General features: G+C 46.5%; 19 protein-coding genes. 3 read left to right on the forward strand and 16 right to left on the reverse strand.

Features of this window, described 5'->3' with window-relative positions; all coding sequences use genetic code 11:
* Nucleotides 1-42 precede the first annotated feature (42 nt).
* From fabF to nadA, 12 genes are all read right to left on the reverse strand, one after another.
* Complete coding sequence (gene fabF / locus ACYVGO_RS01815) at nt 43-1,152, reverse strand: beta-ketoacyl-ACP synthase II (RefSeq protein WP_460967134.1); 1,110 nt, start codon at nt 1,150-1,152, stop codon at nt 43-45.
* Nucleotides 1,153-1,305: 153 nt separating this feature from the next.
* Nucleotides 1,306-1,545, reverse strand: a complete 240-nt coding sequence (locus ACYVGO_RS01820; RefSeq protein WP_018617787.1) for an acyl carrier protein — start codon at nt 1,543-1,545, stop codon at nt 1,306-1,308.
* A gap of 201 nt (nt 1,546-1,746) precedes the next feature.
* Nucleotides 1,747-2,595, reverse strand: a complete 849-nt coding sequence (locus ACYVGO_RS01825) for a TIGR01459 family HAD-type hydrolase (protein WP_142770147.1) — start codon at nt 2,593-2,595, stop codon at nt 1,747-1,749.
* A 216-nt stretch (nt 2,596-2,811) separates the two neighbouring features.
* Nucleotides 2,812-3,351: a periplasmic heavy metal sensor gene (locus ACYVGO_RS01830; RefSeq protein ID WP_460967137.1), complete on the reverse strand. Its 540-nt coding sequence runs from the start codon at nt 3,349-3,351 to the stop codon at nt 2,812-2,814.
* Entirely contained in the window at nt 3,330-3,653 is a 324-nt protein-coding gene (locus ACYVGO_RS01835; RefSeq protein ID WP_460967139.1) for a hypothetical protein, read from the reverse strand. Before ACYVGO_RS01835 ends, ACYVGO_RS01830 begins: the two co-directional genes overlap by 22 nt.
* 30 nt (nt 3,654-3,683) lie before the next feature.
* Nucleotides 3,684-4,280, reverse strand: coding sequence for an RNA polymerase sigma factor (locus ACYVGO_RS01840; protein ID WP_460967141.1), 597 nt, complete (start codon nt 4,278-4,280; stop codon nt 3,684-3,686).
* 73 nt (nt 4,281-4,353) lie between these two features.
* Entirely contained in the window at nt 4,354-5,394 is a 1,041-nt protein-coding gene (locus tag ACYVGO_RS01845) for an aminoglycoside phosphotransferase/kinase family protein (protein WP_142770150.1), read from the reverse strand.
* A gap of 114 nt (nt 5,395-5,508) precedes the next feature.
* Nucleotides 5,509-6,882, reverse strand: coding sequence for a glutamine synthetase family protein (locus ACYVGO_RS01850; protein WP_460967143.1), 1,374 nt, complete (start codon nt 6,880-6,882; stop codon nt 5,509-5,511).
* A 164-nt stretch (nt 6,883-7,046) separates the two neighbouring features.
* Nucleotides 7,047-8,633 carry an L-aspartate oxidase gene (gene nadB / locus ACYVGO_RS01855; protein ID WP_142770152.1) on the reverse strand — a complete coding sequence of 529 codons (1,587 nt, stop codon included), beginning with the start codon at nt 8,631-8,633 and terminating at the stop codon, nt 7,047-7,049.
* A gap of 191 nt (nt 8,634-8,824) precedes the next feature.
* Nucleotides 8,825-9,577, reverse strand: a complete 753-nt coding sequence (locus tag ACYVGO_RS01860) for an HNH endonuclease family protein (RefSeq protein ID WP_460967145.1) — start codon at nt 9,575-9,577, stop codon at nt 8,825-8,827.
* Nucleotides 9,574-10,875, reverse strand: coding sequence for an AAA family ATPase (locus ACYVGO_RS01865; protein ID WP_460967147.1), 1,302 nt, complete (start codon nt 10,873-10,875; stop codon nt 9,574-9,576). The genes ACYVGO_RS01860 and ACYVGO_RS01865 overlap by 4 nt, the downstream gene beginning before the upstream one ends.
* 8 nt (nt 10,876-10,883) lie before the next feature.
* Nucleotides 10,884-11,873: a quinolinate synthase NadA gene (nadA, locus tag ACYVGO_RS01870; RefSeq protein WP_142770154.1), complete on the reverse strand. Its 990-nt coding sequence runs from the start codon at nt 11,871-11,873 to the stop codon at nt 10,884-10,886.
* 194 nt (nt 11,874-12,067) lie between these two features.
* Here nadA and ACYVGO_RS01875 point away from each other — a divergent pair, with 194 nt between their 5' ends.
* Nucleotides 12,068-13,108 (forward strand): 2Fe-2S iron-sulfur cluster-binding protein, encoded by a 1,041-nt coding sequence (locus ACYVGO_RS01875; protein WP_460967149.1) that lies wholly within the window; start codon nt 12,068-12,070, stop codon nt 13,106-13,108.
* A gap of 94 nt (nt 13,109-13,202) precedes the next feature.
* Here ACYVGO_RS01875 and udk read toward each other — a convergent pair whose 3' ends face one another.
* The 4 genes from udk to atpD form a co-directional block, all read right to left on the reverse strand.
* Entirely contained in the window at nt 13,203-13,820 is a 618-nt protein-coding gene (udk, locus tag ACYVGO_RS01880) for a uridine kinase (protein WP_460967151.1), read from the reverse strand.
* Between the two features lie 104 nt (nt 13,821-13,924).
* A complete protein-coding gene (gene atpC, locus ACYVGO_RS01885) occupies nt 13,925-14,170 on the reverse strand; it encodes an ATP synthase F1 subunit epsilon (RefSeq protein WP_142770157.1) in 246 nt (81 codons plus the stop codon).
* Between the two features lie 76 nt (nt 14,171-14,246).
* Complete coding sequence (locus ACYVGO_RS01890) at nt 14,247-14,939, reverse strand: hypothetical protein (protein ID WP_460967153.1); 693 nt, start codon at nt 14,937-14,939, stop codon at nt 14,247-14,249.
* 109 nt (nt 14,940-15,048) lie between these two features.
* Nucleotides 15,049-16,575 carry a F0F1 ATP synthase subunit beta gene (gene atpD, locus ACYVGO_RS01895; RefSeq protein ID WP_111346116.1) on the reverse strand — a complete coding sequence of 509 codons (1,527 nt, stop codon included), beginning with the start codon at nt 16,573-16,575 and terminating at the stop codon, nt 15,049-15,051.
* A 308-nt stretch (nt 16,576-16,883) separates the two neighbouring features.
* Between atpD and malQ the strand changes: the two genes are divergently transcribed.
* Entirely contained in the window at nt 16,884-18,458 is a 1,575-nt protein-coding gene (gene malQ / locus ACYVGO_RS01900; protein ID WP_460967155.1) for a 4-alpha-glucanotransferase, read from the forward strand.
* Between the two features lie 413 nt (nt 18,459-18,871).
* The gene (locus ACYVGO_RS01905; RefSeq protein WP_460967156.1) at nt 18,872-20,260 is read left to right on the forward strand and encodes an outer membrane protein assembly factor BamB family protein; all 1,389 of its coding nucleotides are present in this window, start codon (nt 18,872-18,874) and stop codon (nt 20,258-20,260) included.
* Nucleotides 20,261-20,290: the final 30 nt, after the last annotated feature.

The raw sequence follows: 20,290 nt of genomic DNA on the forward strand, positions 1-20,290 counted from the left end.
AGGAGCATCAGGTTGTACTAAGAGCGTTGAGAGAGTGGACGATTAATGCCGAAAAATAGGAACCAGTTGATGTTCCATCGCTTTTAAACAGGCAATCGCTTCAACGGCACCCGCTGCTCCCAGCAAATGACCAGTCATAGACTTGGTTGAGCTGATATTTAGCTTGAATGAATGATCTCCAAATAATTGATGGATCGCTTTCAGTTCCTGTGGGTCACCAATTGGTGTTGAGGTGCCGTGGGTATTAATGTAATCAATATCGGTAGGCGCAATACCTGCATCGTTGAGCGCGTCTTCCATGGCCAGAAAGGCACCTAAGCCATCGGGGTGTGGCGCTGTGATGTGATACGCATCAGAAGACATACCACCGCCAATTAATTCGGCATAAATTTTGGCTCCGCGCTCCAGAGCATGCTCATATTCTTCCAGAATAATTGCTCCTGCCCCTTCACCTAGCACAAACCCATCCCGATCCTTGTCATAAGGCCGAGAAGCCGTTTCGGGAGAATCGTTGCGTTCTGACAAGGCTCGGTTGGCATTGAAACCGCCAATACCCGCTTTAGTCACAGCCGCTTCGGAACCACCCACAACGCACATTTTCAACCGACCCAAACGAATGTAGTTCAGGGCATCAATGATTGCGTTGTTGGTTGAGGCACAGGCCGAAACAGTTACGTAGTTGGTACCCCGAAACCCGTAGCGCATCGAAATCTGCCCCGAAGCACTGTCGGCGATCATGCGAACAATAAAGAACGGATTGATGCGAGGAGTACCGTCGCCTTGGGCGTAGCCAATCATTTCGTCCTCGAACGATTTGAGACCGCCAATACCCGAACCCCAAATAACACCAACTTTATTTTTGTCGAGCGTGTCGAGGTTCAAATTGGCATCCCGAACGGCTTCTTCGGTAGCAATAAGCGCATAATGGGTAAACGCGTCCATTTTACGAGCTTCCTGCCGGGGAATAAACTGTGTGACATCCAGGCCTTTTACTTCACAAGCGAACTGCGTACGAAACTTGCTGGCGTCAAACTTCGTAATGGGACCGGCCCCGCTTACACCGGCGGCTAAGTTGTTCCAATAAGTGGGTACATCATTGCCAATGGGTGTCAACGCACCGAGGCCGGTCACTACTACTCGTTTGAATGTCATACAGCTATACTGCGTAATGAAAAAAGAAAAACAACGCCAAGCCTGAAATTGTTGGTGTTGGCTTCCAGATACTTAATGGATTTGCTGATCGGAATGAACAATTCGATGTTGGGCCGGTAGCCTTACTTCCGAATCAGGTTTCCGTAAAGAGGTTTACTTCCCGATGTGTTTTTCCAGGTATTCGATGGCCAAACCAACGGTAGAGATTTTTTCAGCCTCGTCGTCAGGAATTGGCAAATTGAATTCTTTTTCAAATTCCATGATTAGCTCAACTGTATCGAGCGAATCAGCACCCAGATCGTTGGTAAAGCTTGCTTCTGGCGTCACTTCTGACTCTTCAACACCCAGTTTCTCAACAATGATATTCTTAACTTTTTGTGCAATGTCCGACATTTTAGTAGCCTGTTCTAGTTAAAAAACTGCGCAAAGAAACGTATTTACCTTTGTATTATCAAACAATTTTTTGGGTTATAAATCGTTCGCTATCGCTACGTATATAGATTTATACTTTTGTAAATCAGCTGATTATGGATAGAAATCAATTGAAAAGGTAGCTTTGCTCTGATAGGAGCATTCTATAAAAAACTAGTCTATCTAGCGAATCACAACCGACTTACAGACATAAGTCGGAATAATACCCGTGCTTCGAATTAACACTTCGGCATCTTGAGGTTGAGTGTTACCCGTTAATACAAGGGCAGTATCTAAGCCAAATTTGTTACCGCCCAGAATATCAGTTCGTAAGGTATCACCTACCATCAAAATATCCCGTTTACTGATATGTGCTGCATTTTCGAGCCGCTCATAGGCAAACATAAACAACTGGGCATCGGGCTTCCCGAAACGAATGAATTGCTTACCTACTATGTTTTCAATCATTTTGGCAATAGCACCTATGGCAATAGCAATGCGGGTTTTTGAAACGGGATAGGTGTTATCGGTATTGGCGACAATAACTGGAATATTGCGTTTTCTAAGCAAATTCACCGTCTTGGTTAAATCTGTATTCCAGTCAAAACCCTCATCGTCCAGCAGGACTAAGGCGTTTATGTCGGCTACATCTTTCAGGTCTACCTGACTGATGGGAAGCGTTTTAAGGCCAGTCGTTTCAAGGTAATGAGCGGATTTTTCAGTTCCTAAGTAGGCTACTGTGCCATTGTGTACTTTCAAATCCAAATATTCCCGAGCCAACATTCCTGACGAAATAATACGCTCTGGGTTAATGGCATAGAATCCCTGTCGATAATAAGACTCGGCTAGTTCATGCGGACCACGGGAGGCATCGTTGGTCAGGACGTAATAATCTCTACCCGTTTCCCGAAGCCAGTCGAACGTTTTTTCAATACCCGGCAAAAGACCTTCTGAGTTTTTCAGGACACCAAATGCATCGAAGAAAATGACTTTATAGTTTTCTGCTACGGTTTTGAAATCGGCAAGTTGCATAAAAGGAATAAACGGAGTAGTAGGTTTGTTTCTAACCTATAGATTATTGGTAAAAATACGATTCGAGCCGAATTTCCAATTAGTTTTCTCTGCATATAAGCAATTCGTTTGCTAATAGTCAGAAATAATGGCCATCATAGAGACGCCAAATCTTGCCAGTTTGAACCGGTTTTAGAAAGGGTAGGCAGGTTCGAAGCCAATAAGATTTCCTGAAAGCTAGGGGTGGGGTGGTAAATTCTCTGGTGATTCCTCAGGGCGGCCTTCGGGTGGTCCATCTGGACTCCGCCTTGGGGGGCGTTGCTGGCGACCAAATAAAAGGGCCAAATCCTTGACCAATTCGGTGAAATCACCCTGTTGGTCAGGCCGGCAAAGGGCTTTGATTTGCTTGAAATGAGTAAAATTGAGCTGCGCCTGTGCTCGCTGATTATTCGCAATCTGCTGACTTAATGTATTCGCCCGTGCTGAATCTGGCGGACTCATTGCCAATAAGCCATAATAATCGCGATACAAGTGGGCCATTTCCTCACTGAGTGCTCGGGTCTGTTCCTGATGGTTCGTTATCAATCCACGATATACCTTTTGCTGACCTGCGTCGAAGCGAAGGCGCTCGATAATTACCGTAGCGGGTTCTTCTGCACCGCCAGGGCCACCAGGATGAGGTGGCCGATTAGGTTTGAGTAACAGAAAACCGATCGTTATAAGATTGAGCAGAAAAAGGCCGATAACGGCAATCGTTAGTAGTTTTGTCCGCTCCATAGGCCGTAGAGTTGGTTATTGGCTGGATAAAGCTGCATAGCTGAAACAACCGTACCTAAATCGGTTGCATTAGTTGCCTCAGGACGGACAAATCGGCTGATCACTTGCCAATTAAGGGCCAGCAGCAGAACAAACGAAATGGCCATACCCCACACTACGCGCATCGATACATAAGCCTTAGGTGGTTCTGTATGAAGTCGATTCCGAATTTTTGCGAATAGAAACGGACTTGGTTCTGCTCGTTGAACATTATTTAAACTGCCAAGTACATCGTATATCCATTTATCTTCTTTAGGTTCCATACTGATTGAGACGACAGGTGTTGAGGATTCCTACGGATTCTGTAGAGTTTTATATAAACCAGCTAATTGTTTTTTTAAATTTTCGGTAGCCCGTTGCAAAAGTGATTCAACGGCCCCAACACTTACAGCCATTACGCCAGCTGTTTCAATATTGTTCAATCCCTCGACCTTTGTTAGTAGATAGGCTGTCTTTTGCTTATCGGGGAGTTTGCCAACCGCTCGGAAGAGCATAGCAGCCTGTTCCTGGTTTTCGATCGCAATACCAGGATGGAAAAAATCGGTGGGTTGGTGGAGTAGTGCGCCGGTAGACGTGTCGAACAGGCTGGTCAAGAAAGCAAACCGCTTTTGCCGTTTCTGGTGTTTCAAAAAATCCAGCGATTTATTGACGGCAATGCGGTAGAGCCAGGTTGTTACGCTAGCGTCGCCTTTGAATGTGCCTGCCGACCGAAACACCTCTACAAATACGTCCTGCGTGATTTCTTCCGCATCTTCCCGATTACGGACGTAGCCCAGGGCTAGCGTAAATACGCGACTTTTGGTTTGGTCATAGAATTCCCTGAAGGCTGATTCGCTGCCTTTCTGGATCTCCCTGAGTAATAATGGCAAGTCGTACAAATTAGTCATCATTAAGCAGTATTATGCCCAATGCTTAGGATGGTACTTTGACGCCTTGCGTAGGCTAAAGTCATTTCTGGGAAACCTATATTCCTAGCGCCCGCAGGATTTTGTCTGCGTCGAACTGTTCAATAGACGGGAAGTAAATCTCGTAGGCCTCGCGTTGCAACTTGATCGCGTAAGTGCGGTGGAAGAAATAACGACCGTATTTAATGACGTAGTTGAGTATAAAAAAGCGATAGGCTTCGGGCAAGAACCGAATCTCGTTTTCGGTAAGCGGGAATACCTTATGGTATTCTTTTAAAAACAGCAGAAAGCGGTCTTCCATCAATGGGCCGATGACGTAGCTAAATACCGTTCGATCACCCGCATTAGAAACCACCCGACTGAAAAAGTAGAAATCCAGAACCCGATAACTGATTCGGAACCAGTCGTAATCCCAACGTGAGTAGAGTTCCAGATTCTGTGTGACCGAAAAGTTGCCGATGTTCCAATCGACGAAGACGGGCATGGTTTCGACGGTGCCTGCTACGAGTTTCTGGCGATTTGTCAGGAATAATTCACACTGGCGTTTTAATTCATCGATATGCAACCGATGCTCAAACTGGCCAACTTCGGTCTCTAATAAATCAAGCAGATCCCAGACATCTGAACGTAGTGTTTTTGACGATTTAGGAAGCACCGTACTCACACGCGAGCATGCCTTATGAAACTTTGCTATTTGCCGCCCCAGCATCTGAATATGATGTTCTTCTAACCGGCGGGGGAGTTTTAACTGAATTCGAATGGGGTTATAAAATACCACCCACGCATCGACAAAGCTGTCTTTCTGTCGGTAGGTATAAACCTGTCCATCCCGCACCAGCGACTTTGCCAGTACATTCTCAAACGGATAAAGCAGGTTATTAGCCAAAGCATGAATAATACGATGGTCTTCCAGAAAGTGCTCATACTTGCCGAAGTAAGACAGTTTGGCAATAATATGCTCGCCATCTTCAAACGTAACTTTGAAGACGTGATTAGTGGAAACCCGTGCACTAATGTCTTCAATAGTCTGAATTTGTACAGACCCATCAAACTCCGCCCAGGCTTTTTTTATGATGGTAGGATAATCAACAAGACGCATATGCTACGGTTTTCAGTTTACGGTTCATTGTTTATGGTTAGCGGACGTATTGACCACAAGAGCGGCCCCGCGCTTCGCGTAGCTGTAAACAATAGACCGTAAACTGAAAACTCTTTAAATAATTTCAAAATATCGTTTCAGTTCCCAGTCGCTAACCTGACGAATGTATTGTCGCCATTCCCAATCGCGGGTACGCGTGAAATGGTCAACAAATTCAGGGCCAAACAGTTCGGCGGCTACTGGCGAATTGGCCATTGCCCGTGTGGCTTCATCCAGATTTGTCGGTAAAATTCCGTTGCGCTTATCGGCGTACCCGTTCCCAACCGAAGCCGGAATATCGAGCGTTAGTTTATGCCGAATACCGTATAGACCCGAAGCCAACGATGCAGCTATCGCCAGATAAGGATTTGTATCCGACCCTGATACGCGGTGTTCCACTCGTGTATAGGCTTCTTTATGATTCAACACACGAAGGGCAGTTGTGCGATTATCTACCGACCAGGTTAGGGTAGTAGGCGCCCAGGCACCTTCAACCAGGCGTTTATAGCTGTTAATCGTCGGCGCGAACATCGGCGTAATGTGCGGTAAACAGTAGAGCTGGCCAGCTATGAACTGACGCATCAGCTCGCTCATGTTATTAGGCTTAGCTGGATCGTAAAACAGATTCTGCGTCTGTTCTGGATTCCAGAGACTTTGGTGAATATGACCGCTACAACCGGGCAGTTCAGCATTCCATTTGGCCATGAATGTAGCCACAACCCCGTGTCGATAGGCAATTTCCTTCACGGCTGTTTTAAACAAAGCTGCCTTATCGGCCGCTCGGACAACCTCATCATGCATGATTGCTGCTTCATACACCCCCGGCCCGGTTTCGGTATGCAGACCTTCGAGCGGTATATCGAACTGAGCCAGCAAATCGAATAGATCGTGGTAAAAGGCACTTTCGAGGGAAGGGCGTAGGATAGAATACCCGAACATGCCGGGCGTTAGTGGCTCCAGCTTACGAAAGTCTTTTTCTAGCAGACTTTGGGGGGTTTCGCGAAAATTAAACCACTCGAACTCCTGGGCAAACTCGGCATGAAAGCCCAGTTCCTGACACTGGCTGGCAATGCGTTTGAGCAGGCTGCGTGGGCAAGCGGCTAAAGCGTAATTACTTGGTTCGGCATTTGAGGCAGGACTAAAATCAGCCAGAAAAAAGGGAATGTTATCTTCCCAGGGAAGCTGACGAAAGGTGGAAACATCAAGCCTGACGGGCGCGTCAGGATAGCCCGACTGCCAGCCCGTTGTTTTGCCATTATCGTAAGGTGTATCGGAAGAATCCCACCCCCAAACAACGTCACAAAAACCGAAGCCATCGGTTAATCCATCCAGGAATTTCTGTCGGTGAATGATCTTTCCGCGCAGGACTCCATCAATATCGGTAAAGGCATATTTAATTTTGGGACTGTCGCTTTGATTGATGAAGTCGATAATGTCTTGCTGATTCATGGCAGTAAGGCTTATTCTTCCGAATAATGCCCGAATAACAGCTTTACGGTGTTATTCGGGCAGGGATACTATCTCGGATTCTTGCGGGTAAAGCTACTTATTCTCGCGCAACCTTCCGCGTGTTTATAAAATCCGTTCAGCAAGTTTGACTGGATTACATAGGCCTACTTTACATTATCCAGATTAAAATGCAGGCCGCTGTTCTCGCGCCGGGCCATAGCCATCTTAATCACCAGATAAGCAACTTCAATCATGTTGCGGAGTTCGCAAATGGGAACCGATACTTTCGACTGGCGATAGAGTTCTTCGTGTTCTAAATAAATCAATTCAAGCCGGTCCATTGCCCGTTTCAAACGCCGGTTCGTACGTACAATACCGACGTAGTTCGACATGATCGACTCCAGTTCTTTCTTCATTTCGGTTACCAGAACCAACTCTTCGGGGTGAGTGGTGCCCGCATCGTTCCAGGCTGGAATGTTCTCGGGCATTACGGCCTGATCGAGTAACTCAACCGTTTTTTCGTAGGCACGATGGCCAAACACAACGGCTTCGAGGAGCGAATTAGACGCTAGCCGATTAGCTCCGTGCAAACCCGTACAGGAACATTCGCCAACGGCGTACAGGAACTGAATATTCGTTTGGCCCCACTCGTTTACCCGAACACCTCCGCAGAGGTAGTGTTGGGCAGGCACAACTGGAATATAATCTTTTCGTAAATCCAGTCCTAAATGATCGCGACAGTAAGCGGTTATGTTTGGAAAGTGTTCGACAAAGCGTTCGTAGTCGCAGTGAGTTACGTCCAGATAAACGTGGGGATCACCGGCTTTTTTCATTTCGGAGTCGATGGCGCGGGCCACGATGTCACGCGGGGCCAGCGATAGGCGAGGGTCGTAGTTTTCCATGAACGTCTCACCTTTGCGCGTACGAAGTACACCCCCAAATCCGCGTACTGCTTCTGAAATCAGGAAGTTGGGCTTTTTGCCGGGTTCATACAGCGCCGTTGGGTGGAACTGGATAAACTCCATATCTTTCCCTATACCCTTAGCTCGGTATGCCATGGCAATGCCGTCGCCGGTAGCAATGTTCGGGTTGGTTGTATTTTGGTAGATGTTCCCAATTCCACCCGTTGCCAGCAGTGTCGTTTTGGCTAAAAACTGCTCAACCTCGCCTGTTCGGGTGTTCAGTACATAAGCTCCAAAGCACTTATTATCAGCGTCGTATCGGTGAACAGTTTCGCCGAGTTGGTGGCGTGTGATGAGTTCAACAGCGTAGAAATGCGTAAAAATCTCAATAGATTTCAGCGAGTTCGCCTTTTCGAGTAACGCCCGTTCAATTTCGGCCCCAGTTATGTCTTTAAAGTGCAGAATCCGGAAATCGGAGTGGCCACCTTCTTTGGCAAGGTCATAATCGGTACCACCATGTTCCTTATCGAAACGGGTGCCGTAATCGATCAACTCCTGAATACGACCGGGGGCCTCACGCACAACGATTTCGACAATATGACGATCGCTCAGGAAGTCGCCTGCTACCATTGTATCATCGATATGTTTCTCGAACGAATCACCTTCCGACCAGACCGCTGCAATACCGCCCTGAGCGTATTTGGTGTTGGTTTCTTCGGCCTGCACTTTGGTGATTACACCAATTTTTACATTCTGTTGTAGTTTCTCAAAATGCATCGCCAGCTTGGTGGCGTAACTAAGGCCCGCAATGCCGGAGCCGATAACCAGAAAATCGAATTGATGGGGCATTGGTGTAGGGTTAATCAAATTTCATTAATGGGCAATTGAGAGGCTGCCCTCTTTCGCGATTTTGGACTGATTGCAGACTCACATACCGAAAAGCGAATACGCATTCGTTTTAGCAGTTTGGTAATTAACTCTAAATCTGCTTGGGTGGTCGGTTTTATTAATAGTTTTTCCATGAGCTACTATTTATGTGCCTATGGCTTGGTGTCTAATGCGCAATAACGCATTTGGTCTTCTAAGGTCGAGAAAGAGTCATTCCACAGGCTGTGCCGAAGCAGAATAGTTTTTACTTCGTAATACAGTTCCTCATTTAATAATATCGTAGCTACTGTGGCACTGTAAGCATATTTTTCGGTGCCTTCAATCATTAGGCCACGTAAACGCGATGTGATACGATTACGTGAAATAACAGATGTTTTCAAGCCCGTATCATATGCTTTGGCTAAATCAAAAATAGCTTCCAACAACTCAAAAACGCCTTTACCTATATCGAATCGTGGCACAACCCAGGATTCCCAGTTATTTAAATCAATAACATCAATGGTTCGTTGTCCTAACTCTGTTTTCCCATACAATCGATATGCTTTCAGATATAGATGCTGTTTGGGGTCGTCGCTATATGGATTTATGATAGGCTCGACTTTAGTATCATGGTCTCCTTTAGCAACATTACAGGCCTTGTTAATAGGTAGCAGATTGCTCCAGGAGAGTACTTCATCAGGGTACAAACTTTTAGGATGAAAATGTTCTACTTCATCATATTTACCCTCTTCATTAAGTTTACTCTCCGAAAAGCAGCACTTATTGTGAGAGGATTGCAGCAGCGCTTTCCCAATGAATTCTTTTTGCCAAACAGCTTTATCTGTCCGCTTGTATTCATCAGTAAGAGCCTGCACCACATCATCCGTCAGTTCCGACGGAGCAGCAACGGGTTGAAGTTTAATCATGCAGGAACTAACGAAGACAATTGGATACTCAACAATTTACGCTGACTACTGGCCGGGTGTAGAATTTTGTCTAACTGATCATAAGCTGTTTTAGCCTTATCATAGTTTTCCTCATTTAACCCTTTTTCAAACTCCCCAAGTAGTTTTAAGAAGCTATCCGAGCGGGTTTTCTCGCCCATATCCATTAGCTCCCGCAAAATCTCTTCAACCGTCCAGCCTTGAAACGACCCAAATTGCTGGCGAATGTTGATACTACCAGTTTCGTCATCTTTCTCAAGCATAATCAAATTAACGTTCTCGGCTGATTGTACAATCAAGGGGCTATGGGCTGTAACGATAAACTGCGTATTAGGAAACAAGTCACTGAGGTATTTAATAATTTTTCGCTGCCATTCAGGGTGTAGATGAAGATCAATTTCATCTACTAAAACGATGGCTGGGCCGTGGAGGGGGTTGTCAAGGTCTGGGTAACGGTCAAACATGCGCTTGGCGAGATCAACTACCCATGCAATAGTTGTTTGATAGCCATAACTCAATTGATTCAGTTTTACCCACCCGTAGGCTGTCAAAAACAAAGCTAAAGGCTTGAAGTTATCCTTCGTCTCAAATTTAATATCCTGAATATCTGGAAAAATCTTACTTAAAAGCAGATACTTTAATTGCTCTAATCTTTCTGTTGCACCTTCAATATGACTTTTGCTTGCATAATCTAGTTGTAAAAGCCATTCTTCTGCATTAGTCAAAAGCTCATTATCAAAAAATAGCCCTCTTGTAGTTTCTTCAAAATTAGAATAATCTGTTAATGTAGAGTCTGATGCCCTTCTAGATATACCATAACCATCAATAAATTGCCAATTTTCTTGAGCCTTATCCTTAACTCGGTCACGCGAAGGTGTGGGAGCAAAGTAACGCTCTAAAATAGTGTTATTACTGCTTGTAGTAATTAGTGTTGCAGGGAACTCGTGGCTAAGATGGCTCATATCAAACTTAGTAACAGCCGTAACCAACGAAAAAGCTGCTGCTTTGTCTTGCTCTTTACGATAATTTTTTAGTCGGCGTATTCGCAGATCTTCTTTCAAATCTTTGGGTTCGACAACAAGATTGTTTGCCGCTGCTAATAAGCGTAATAATGTTGTCTTGCCAGTATTATTATTGCCAAGAATTACTGTCCATTGCGAAGGCTCATTTTTTTCTACAGTAAAGAGTATGTCATATTCAGACTTAAAACACTTGACGTTTTTTAACGACAATCTATTTAAGTAAATGACCGATTTAGTACCTTCAGAATCTTGTATCATCTCTACAATTACTTACTCAATTCCAGCATCCGCGCCACAGATTCATAGGCCTTCAAGCGCACATCTTCCGGTACAATAATCTCCGGTTGTTCGTAGAGCATGGCGTTATATACCTTCTCCATCGTATTCATTTTCATGTACGGACACTCCGAGCAGGCGCAGGTATTATTCTGGCTGGCGGGTGCCGGAATGATCTTCTTGTGGGGAACGGCCTGCTTCATCTTGTGCAGAATACCCGCTTCGGTACCAACGATAAACGTCTGCTCGGGACTATCGACTACATATTTGAGCAACGCGGTTGTAGAACCCACATAATCGGCTTCACTTAAAATATGCTCCTGACATTCAGGGTGGGCAATGAACTTGGCTTCGGGGTACTCGATCCGCAGCTTATGCAACTTTTCCAGCGAAATATCAATATGAACAATACAAGCGCCATCCCAGAGTACCATGTCGCGACCGGTTTTCTTCGAAACGAAGCGGCCAAGGTTGGCGTCGGGGGCGAAGATAATTTTCTGATCCTTCGGCAGGCTTTCAACGATCTTCAGCGCGTTCGACGAGGTAACGATAATATCAGACAGCGCCTTGATTTCAGCCGAGCAATTAATATACGACAGGACGATATGATCGGGATACTGCGCTTTAAATTCCGCGAATTTATCGGCCGGGGCTGAGTCTGCGAGTGAGCAACCCGCATTCAGGTCGGGAATAACAACTTTTTTCTCGGGCGAAAGCACTTTGGCCGTTTCGCCCATGAAATGTACCCCGCAGAACACAATCATATCGGCGGGGGTAGCGGCTGCCTGCTGCGACAACCCCAAACTGTCGCCAATGTAATCGGCAATGTCCTGAATGGCTCCATCTACATAGTAGTGAGCCAGGATAACCGCATTTTTTTCTTTTTTCAGCCTGTTAATTTCGGCCACTAAATCTATGTCTTCAGCGACCGGCTTATTTACATAGCCAACACGTTGAACTTCTTCCAGGAGTGCTTCCATTGAGGGTATTGACAGGTGGTTTTATAGGTAACAACGAATACGAACAAAATGTCACTAGATAACTTTAGCCTATACTGGATGAACCTAGCTCACAGACAGGGATGGCCTTCCGACTGGCCGAATTTCAGGAAATCGATTGGGCTTTCAAACAACAGGCCGTAATTGGTTAGTTTTGACATAAAGCAAACCTGTTTATGACCGACGATTTTCTTCAGCTACGCATTGTTCGCATTGTTCCTGAAACCGCCGAAGCCAACAGCTACTTTCTCGAACCGCTGGATGAACAACCCGTTTCCTATACTGCCGGACAGTTTCTGACAATGATCCTGAAGCATAACGGGCATGAAGTTCGCCGATCTTACTCCATTAGTTCTGTTCCTGCAGAAACCCTCCGTATCACCATTAAGCGGGTTCAAAATGGGGAGATTTCCCGCTTCCTGCTCGATACGTTACGCGTTGGAGATATTCTGACCAGCTTACATCCTGCCGGGCGATTTACATTCGATGAACATGAGGCTGGCGATGTCGTGCTTTTGGGGGCTGGGAGTGGGATAACTCCTTTGTTTGCGCTGGCGAAGCAGGTTTTATTGACAACCTCTACTCGTAGCATAACCTTACTTTATAGCAGCCCCAATGAGCGGACTATTATTTTCAGGGAAGAGCTAGATGAACTGCAACGCCAATTTCCTGATCGCTTTCGGATTTTGTATTTACTAAGTAATCCGGCTGAAGATTGGAATGGCTTGCGGGGGCGGCTAAATAACGTGATGCTCGAACGGCTGTTACCAACGTTGGTAGGCGCATCAGATCCGGAATTAGTCCATTTTTATATCTGCGGACCGGGAGATTATATGCGCATGGCGCAATTTACACTCGTATTCAGCGGATTTCGACTTGACCAGATTCGGCGGGAGAATTTTGTGGTCGAGCCTGTTGTGTTAACCCCACCACCGACTTCTGCGCAGGATCGAAGTGTGTTAGTACGTTTTAAAAGTCGTGAGGTCGAAATTCAGGTGCCAGCCTATAAATCCATTTTGCAGGCGGCATTGGACGAAGGCATCCATTTGCCGTACAGTTGCCGGGGTGGACGATGCTCTACCTGTGTGGCCCGTTGTTTATCTGGAAAAGTGCACATGACAATCAATGATGTGTTAACCGAGCGAGACCTTGCCGAAGGCTGGGTACTTACCTGTACGGGCTACCCGGAAAGCGATGGAGTAGTGATTGAGGTATAAAAGGGAGGAGGGGGAGGAGAGGGAAGAAAGGGAGGAGAGGGACAAGGTATTTCCATCCTCCCTTTCTTCCCCCTCCTCCCTTTTCTCCCCTTTCTTACACCTTCGTCTTCAAAAACTCAATCACCACATCCAGACCTCTCTGGTAGTGATGGTTATTCGGAATTACAATATCGGCTTCGGCACGGTAGGGTTTGATAAACTGCCGGTAGGTTGGCTTGACGTGGTATTTCCAGCGATACATCACATCATCCAGATCATAACCACGTTCTTCGGCATCGCGCTTAACCCGTCGTTCGAGTTTGATGCTATTCTTGGCGTCGATGAAAATTTTCAGATCCATCTGATCGGCCAACTCCCGGAAGTGAAAAACGAAAATTCCCTCAACAATGATGATGGGTGCAGGCTTAAACGTCAATAACCTGGGTACAATGGCCGGATTATTGAACGTGTATTCTTTTTGCGTGACAATCTCCCCATTATGGAGTTGCTCGATATGTTTGGCGTAGAGATGATGGTCAATGGTTTCGGGTAAATCGAAGTTATGAATACCCTGGTCATCCACTGGAATTACGTCGCGGCTGAGGTAATAATTATCCTGCGAAATCAGGCAGATCTGATCGTCGGAGAAGGCACTCAGGACGCCTTTCAAAAAAGACGTTTTGCCCGAAGCACTGCCGCCGGTAATGCCGACGATAAACGGTTTGGTAGCCATGATGAAGTAAGAGAAAAACAAAGAAAGCAGGAAAACGCAAATGGCCAATAAAAAAGCGGTTCACTTATTAAGTGAATCGCTCTTAAATCAATGGCTAGACTAGTTTAAACAACTACGGCTTCGGCAAGCACCAGTACCTTGTTCTGAAGTACTTCAACGACGCCACCGTCAACGATGAAGGTTTGTTCACCGGATGCCGTTTGCACGATAAGTTTTCCTTTATCTAACGTGCTCACCAGGGGTGCGTGGTTGTTCAGAACCTGAAACTGTCCTTCGCTACCTGGAAACGTAACCGCACTGGCTTCGCCAGAAAAAACCTTACGGTCGGGAGTGATAATATCTAATGTCATGATAATGTACAATGAATAATGGTTAATGTATAATGAATTTGTAATCTATATTATTCATTGTACATTATTCATTTGTTTACAAGGCTCCTTTTACAAAATTAAGAACGCTGCTAATTTGAGTCTTTGCGGCAGGTTCAGCTGCTTTCGCAACTAAGCCACCCTGGTCCAGTTTGCCAACGCTTGCCAGTGCTGTCGACACCAGCGATTGGCCTGTCGATTGAGTTCCTCCGCCAAGCGACGACAAGGCACCGCTAATACCGCTCAGGCCACTCGTGAGTTGACTGCCTTTGCCCAGTAATGAACCCGCAGCCAGAATACCTTCAAGTTGATTGCCACCTGAGGCAAGTTTGGCTAAGCTAACGGCTTTCCCTAAAGCACCACTTCCCAAAGCACCGGTTGGAATTAAGGGAAGCAACGCTTTCAGTTTACTTGCCTGCGCCAATACTTTATCCTTAAATGACGTTGGCTTCGCCTGTGCTTCAGCTTCCAGACCTGCAATGCCTGTTTTCAATTCCTGCGTCGTGGTTGCTTTATCGCCTTTGTCAAGAGCAGCTACCGCATTATCCAAATGGGAAGTTGCAGAGCCATCCTGCACGGTCGTGGCCGATGCACCTGGCATCACCGTCGAGTCCTTAATAGCGCCCCCTACAATAGGTTTTGTGGGGATTGCTGGAACTTCGGGCGTTGTAACCTGGGCCGATGTAGCCACTGTTGTCGCTAAGCTGAATGACACAAGGGCTATTCCTACTCTCAATCGAATCGTTTTCATAAAACTAAGTGCGTTTAGTATCGAACTATCAGACTTGAGGAAGGAGTGTTGGTTTCCAGAATACGGTTAATAAACCATTAAATCGTAGTCTGGAAACCAGAAATAGCGCTTATTGACCCGCTTCTTTCAGCATTTTTTCTCCCTTCGCAACGGCATCTTCAATGGTGCCAACTAGGTTGAACGCTGCTTCGGGTAGGTGGTCATACTTACCGTCGATGATCAGGTTGAAGCCTTTGATGGTATCTTCAATCGGTACCAGAACGCCTTTCAAACCGGTGAACTGTTCAGCCACAAAGAACGGCTGCGATAGGAAGCGTTGCACACGACGAGCGCGGCTAACAACCAGTTTATCTTCTTCAGAAAGTTCTTCCAGACCAAGGATGGCGATGATATCCTGCAATTCTTTGTAGCGTTGCAGAATCTCTTTTACGCGTTGAGCTGTATTGTAGTGCTCATCACCCAGGATTTCGGCAGATAGAATCCGCGAGGTCGAATCAAGTGGGTCAACCGCAGGATAGATACCTAACTCAGAGATTTTCCGGCTTAATACCGTTGTAGCATCTAAGTGAGCAAATGTCGTAGCCGGAGCCGGGTCAGTCAAGTCATCTGCAGGTACGTAAACGGCCTGTACCGATGTGATCGAACCCCGTTTGGTTGAAGTGATCCGCTCCTGCATGACGCCCATTTCGGTAGCCAGCGTAGGCTGGTAACCCACGGCTGATGGCATCCGACCTAACAGAGCCGATACTTCAGAACCCGCCTGTGTGAAGCGGAAAATGTTATCAACGAAGAACAGAATGTCACGACCAGCGCCTTCACCGTCGCCATCGCGGAAGTGTTCAGCAATGGTCAGACCCGACAGGGCTACCCGAGCACGTGCTCCTGGGGGCTCGTTCATCTGTCCGAATACGAAAGTAGCCTGGCTTTTGGTCATCTCTTCCAAATCTACTTTGGTCAGATCCCAGCCACCTTCTTCCATCGAATGTTTAAATGCGTCGCCATATTTAATGATACCAGCTTCGATCATTTCGCGAAGCAGGTCATTTCCTTCGCGGGTACGTTCGCCCACGCCAGCAAATACTGACAGACCCGAATAGGCCTTCGCGATATTGTTGATCAATTCCTGAATCAATACGGTTTTACCTACACCGGCGCCACCGAAGAGACCGATTTTACCACCTTTCGCGTAAGGCTCCAGCAGGTCAATTACTTTGATACCTGTGAACAGTACTTCGGTTGAGGTAGCGAGGTCTTCAAATTTAGGGGCAGCCCGGTGAATGGGCAGGCCAGTACCGGTTGTCTTTGGCTGTGGAATACCGTCGATAGCATCGCCAACAACGTTGAACAAACGACCCCGGATGCCTTCGCCTGTTGGCATGGTAATTTGAGCACGAAGGTCAATAACATCTAAGCCGCGATACAGCCCGTCGGTCGAATCCATCGCAATTGCGCGTACACGGTCTTCGCCGAGGTGTTGCTGAACCTCCAGAATGACCGTCTGGCCATTGGATTTTGTTACTTTGAGGGCGTCCAGAATGGCGGGAATCCGGGAACCTTCGCCCTCGAAACTCACGTCCACGACCGGCCCGATTATTTGCGTAATCTTACCCGTATTGACTGCCGTTGCCTTACTCATTTGTATGTGGTATTTCTTTATTGAAATGTTGCCCATTGTTTGGGACTGCAAAAGTAGGAGAAAAACAGCGTAAGGTCAAGGAACAACGTAGTCATTTTCCTGTTGATTCATAACGAAATAGGTTTGGCAGTTAGCTTTTTACGTGAAAAGCTAAACAAAAATAGCCTGGAGCGGATTTGTACAAAAACAAGTCGATAGTCAACAGTCGTTAGTTGGGCGTGATTAATAAATGGTTGCTATTCAACTAATCGAATAGCTATCGACTAGCGACGTAGTGACTATCGACGCTGACTCAACGACTCTTTTTTATGCTCCAACAACGCTCAAGTGGCTTATTGCTTCATATTACATCATTGCCTTCTGCACACGGTGTAGGTGATTTAGGTCCAGAAGCCTACCGTTTCGCCGATTTTCTGGAAGCATCCGGACAAACATACTGGCAAATCCTTCCGCTCACACCCGTTGATCCTGGTTCCGGGTTTTCACCTTATAGCAGCCCATCGGCTTTTGCGGGTAATATTCTGATGATCAGTCTGGAGAAGTTGGTCGATGAGAATTTACTCAGTCAGTATGACCTGGACGTATTTAATGAACAGCCGGTTCATGACGTAACCGTGACAGAACCGCCTAGTGTATCGGGTAACACCATACTGGCCGGACCACTTGTACTGGCACCGAATACAATGCATGCCGCCTGGATAAAAAAGCGCCCCCTTTTGCAACAGGCGGCAGAAACATTTCTGCGTGATGCGGCTCCTGCCCAGCGTAGTGACTATGACCGGTTTTGCGCCTGGCAAGCCGATTGGCTAATTGATTACGCGCTCTTCTCAGCCTTGCAAGAGTCTACCGGCGAACCGACCTGGGTGCGCTGGCCTGAAGAACTCGTCCGTCGTGAACCAGCCGCGTTGGTTCGCCAAACCGAGCTGCTGCATGATCGGATTGAGGTTATCAAAGTGCTACAGTACTTTTTCATGCGACAGTGGAACGAGTTAACCGCTTACTGTTACGGAAAAAAGATCCATCTGATGGGCGATATTCCCATTTACATTCAGTTCAATAGTGCCGATGTCTGGGCTAATCCAACGTTGTTCAAGCTGGATGCAAATCTTCAACCCTTATTTGTGGCTGGTGCTCCGCCCGATTATTTTAGCGAATATGGTCAGCGCTGGGGTAATCCAATTTATGACTGGGCTGAACACGAACGCACTGGATTTGCCTGGTGGATGCATCGCTTACGACATCAAATGTCGCTCTACAGCCTGACCCGACTAGATCATTTTCTTGGTTTCGCGGTGTATTGGGAAATTCCGGCCAATGAGCCAACTGCTAAAGTAGGGGAGTGGGTAAAAGCGCCCATCGAAGCGTTTATGCACGCCATGCACCGGCAGTTTGTTCAGTTACCTATTATTGCCGAAGATTTAGGGGCCAAAGCCGCTGAAATACAGCCTTATCTACGTCACTATGGCATTCCCGGCATGCGTGTTGTGCAATTCGGGTTCGGGCACGACATGCCAACCTCGACCCATGCCGTCCATAACCATACCGAGAATTTTGTGGTGTATTCCGGCACGCATGATAATAATACAACATTAGGTTGGTTTCATGAATCGGATGAGATTCACCGACTGCGAATGAATGACTATCTGGGGTTTAAAATCACGGATAAGAATGTAGTCGATCAGATTTGCCGCCTAACCATGCAGTCGGTGGCAAGGTTGGCCATTATGCCCGTTCAGGATATTCTAAATCTGGATGAAACGCATCGGATGAATACACCTGGTTTAGGGGGCCGGAGCTGGCAGTGGCGTTTGCAACCCGGTCAATTAACGAATAGGGTGGCCGAAAGACTACTGAAACTGACCAGGATGACGGGGCGAGCCTAATAAGTCGGAGAGGTGTATAATGATCTTTATATTGTTCAGTGAAAGTGCCTAAATGCACTAGATTGTGGAACAGGAGGAACATTGTAGTAAAAAAATACAATTACTTACAGATGAAGTTTAGCAAAAACTAAGACTTTAAAGCTCGCATGCTCTGCCAGAGGTATAAAATAAGTATTCCTACTGAATTTCTTGGATGTACTTCTTTTAATTCATTAAATCTGTAAAAGTTACTTTGGCATTATTAATGTTCTGAATTAGTAGTTGAGGTTACCTACCATTTTCAATCTAGTCAAGTATAAGAAATGATCGGGTAAGAGACAGATCTACAAAATAGACGTCTCAGTAAGCAAATGCCGGATAGCTAACATGCCCGGCTTTTACGCCTATTTACTACTGATAACTCTACATTGGTTATGTTCCGAAATGTATTGAACTCATGCCTGCAACTGATTGGCTTCTCTCTACTTGTTGTAGCTTGTAAAAATTCGGTCGATACGCTACCAGTCAGCACAGGTAAGTCTATTGAAGCATTCGTATTTGCTAGTCTTACCCCACCCGTTATAGGCGTTGTTGACTCAGTCGTTCATACCGTTAGGGCAACTGTGCCTGTTGGAACGGACTTAACCAAACTTTTGCCCAGCATAACACTATCACCCAACGCGGTTATAACCCCGGCACCAAGTGCTGCTCAGAACTTTAGTAAACCTGTTTCGTACACCGTTACAGGAATGAACAGTACTACCCAGTCTTATATCGTTACGGTCAGCGTAGCCAGCACAATAGCCAATGGAGGCACGCTTGTGTATATCGGCAACGGAGTGGGTAACTTCTTTGCAGTCGATGGGGGGACGGGTGCTATTAAATGGCGGGTGTCTACAGGGTCGTCAATTACATCCAGCGCTTTTGTAGCGGCTGGTATGGCATTTACAGGAAGTGAAAACGGAAACCTCTATGCCTTTGACGCCCAAACAGGCGACCAACGCTGGAAATTCAGTACGGGTAATAGCATTCTATCGAGCCCGGTGGCTTCGGGGACACTGGTATTTGCGGGTAGTGAAGACCAGAATTTATATGCATTGGATGTACTAACGGGTGCCTTACGCTGGAAGTTTGGCACAGCTGGTGGAGTTTCCTCTAGTCCAGTGGTGGTTAACGGATCGGTGTATTTTGGGAGTAAAGACCAGACTCTGTATGCACTTAATGCGGCTACGGGAAGTCAGCGCTGGAAATTCGGTGCCGGCGACAAGATTACGTCCAGTCCGGCGGTGGTTGGTGGGTTGGTTTACATTGGTACTAACGATTACAACCTGTATGCACTGGATGTAGCTACAGGGGCAATTAAGTGGAAATTCAGCACAGGCGGCCTGGTCACATCCAGCCCTACGGTTGTTGATGGCATTGTCTATATCGGTAGCGAAGACAAAACATTTTACGCGCTGGACGCCAGTACAGGTACGCTCCGCTGGAAATACAGTACGGGCGGACGATTAACGGCTAGTGCGGCCGTTGTCAATGGCATCGTTTACATTGGCAGTGAAGATAAAACCTTCTATTCACTCGAGGCCAGTACGGGTACGCTCCGTTGGAAATACAGTACGGGTGGGGTTATTAGCTCAAGTGCAGTTGTATACAATGGCTTTGTCTATTTGGGTAGTCAGGATACCAGTTTATACTGTCTCAATGCAACCAGCGGTGTATTGCGGTGGCGTACTCCACTCGATGCAAAGCTATTGTCGAGCCCCTGTCTGGCCAATACCGATTTAGTGCCTTTTGCATCCGGGATTAGCGGAGGGCAACAGTAAACACAGGCACTAACCTCCTGTTTACTACGT

It is taken from the genome of Spirosoma migulaei (genome assembly GCF_054776855.1).

Bases quoted from the DNA above. Each gene is read 5' to 3' on its own strand.
- ACYVGO_RS01860 (WP_460967145.1), bottom strand. From the start codon at position 9,577: ATGATTAAACTTCAACCCGTTGCTGCTCCGTCGGAACTGACGGATGAT.
- atpD (WP_111346116.1), bottom strand. From the start codon at position 16,575: ATGAGTAAGGCAACGGCAGTCAATACGGGTAAGATTACGCAAATAATC.
- ACYVGO_RS01845 (WP_142770150.1), bottom strand. From the start codon at position 5,394: ATGCGTCTTGTTGATTATCCTACCATCATAAAAAAAGCCTGGGCGGAG.
- ACYVGO_RS01875 (WP_460967149.1), top strand. From the start codon at position 12,068: ATGACCGACGATTTTCTTCAGCTACGCATTGTTCGCATTGTTCCTGAA.
- nadB (WP_142770152.1), bottom strand. From the start codon at position 8,633: ATGCCCCATCAATTCGATTTTCTGGTTATCGGCTCCGGCATTGCGGGC.
- ACYVGO_RS01850 (WP_460967143.1), bottom strand. From the start codon at position 6,882: ATGAATCAGCAAGACATTATCGACTTCATCAATCAAAGCGACAGTCCC.
- ACYVGO_RS01835 (WP_460967139.1), bottom strand. From the start codon at position 3,653: ATGGAACCTAAAGAAGATAAATGGATATACGATGTACTTGGCAGTTTA.
- fabF (WP_460967134.1), bottom strand. From the start codon at position 1,152: ATGACATTCAAACGAGTAGTAGTGACCGGCCTCGGTGCGTTGACACCC.
- ACYVGO_RS01890 (WP_460967153.1), bottom strand. From the start codon at position 14,939: ATGAAAACGATTCGATTGAGAGTAGGAATAGCCCTTGTGTCATTCAGC.
- ACYVGO_RS01825 (WP_142770147.1), bottom strand. From the start codon at position 2,595: ATGCAACTTGCCGATTTCAAAACCGTAGCAGAAAACTATAAAGTCATT.
- atpC (WP_142770157.1), bottom strand. From the start codon at position 14,170: ATGACATTAGATATTATCACTCCCGACCGTAAGGTTTTTTCTGGCGAA.
- ACYVGO_RS01840 (WP_460967141.1), bottom strand. From the start codon at position 4,280: ATGATGACTAATTTGTACGACTTGCCATTATTACTCAGGGAGATCCAG.
- ACYVGO_RS01905 (WP_460967156.1), top strand. From the start codon at position 18,872: ATGTTCCGAAATGTATTGAACTCATGCCTGCAACTGATTGGCTTCTCT.
- ACYVGO_RS01865 (WP_460967147.1), bottom strand. From the start codon at position 10,875: ATGATACAAGATTCTGAAGGTACTAAATCGGTCATTTACTTAAATAGA.
- ACYVGO_RS01830 (WP_460967137.1), bottom strand. From the start codon at position 3,351: ATGGAGCGGACAAAACTACTAACGATTGCCGTTATCGGCCTTTTTCTG.
- udk (WP_460967151.1), bottom strand. From the start codon at position 13,820: ATGGCTACCAAACCGTTTATCGTCGGCATTACCGGCGGCAGTGCTTCG.
- malQ (WP_460967155.1), top strand. From the start codon at position 16,884: ATGCTCCAACAACGCTCAAGTGGCTTATTGCTTCATATTACATCATTG.
- nadA (WP_142770154.1), bottom strand. From the start codon at position 11,873: ATGGAAGCACTCCTGGAAGAAGTTCAACGTGTTGGCTATGTAAATAAG.
- ACYVGO_RS01820 (WP_018617787.1), bottom strand. From the start codon at position 1,545: ATGTCGGACATTGCACAAAAAGTTAAGAATATCATTGTTGAGAAACTG.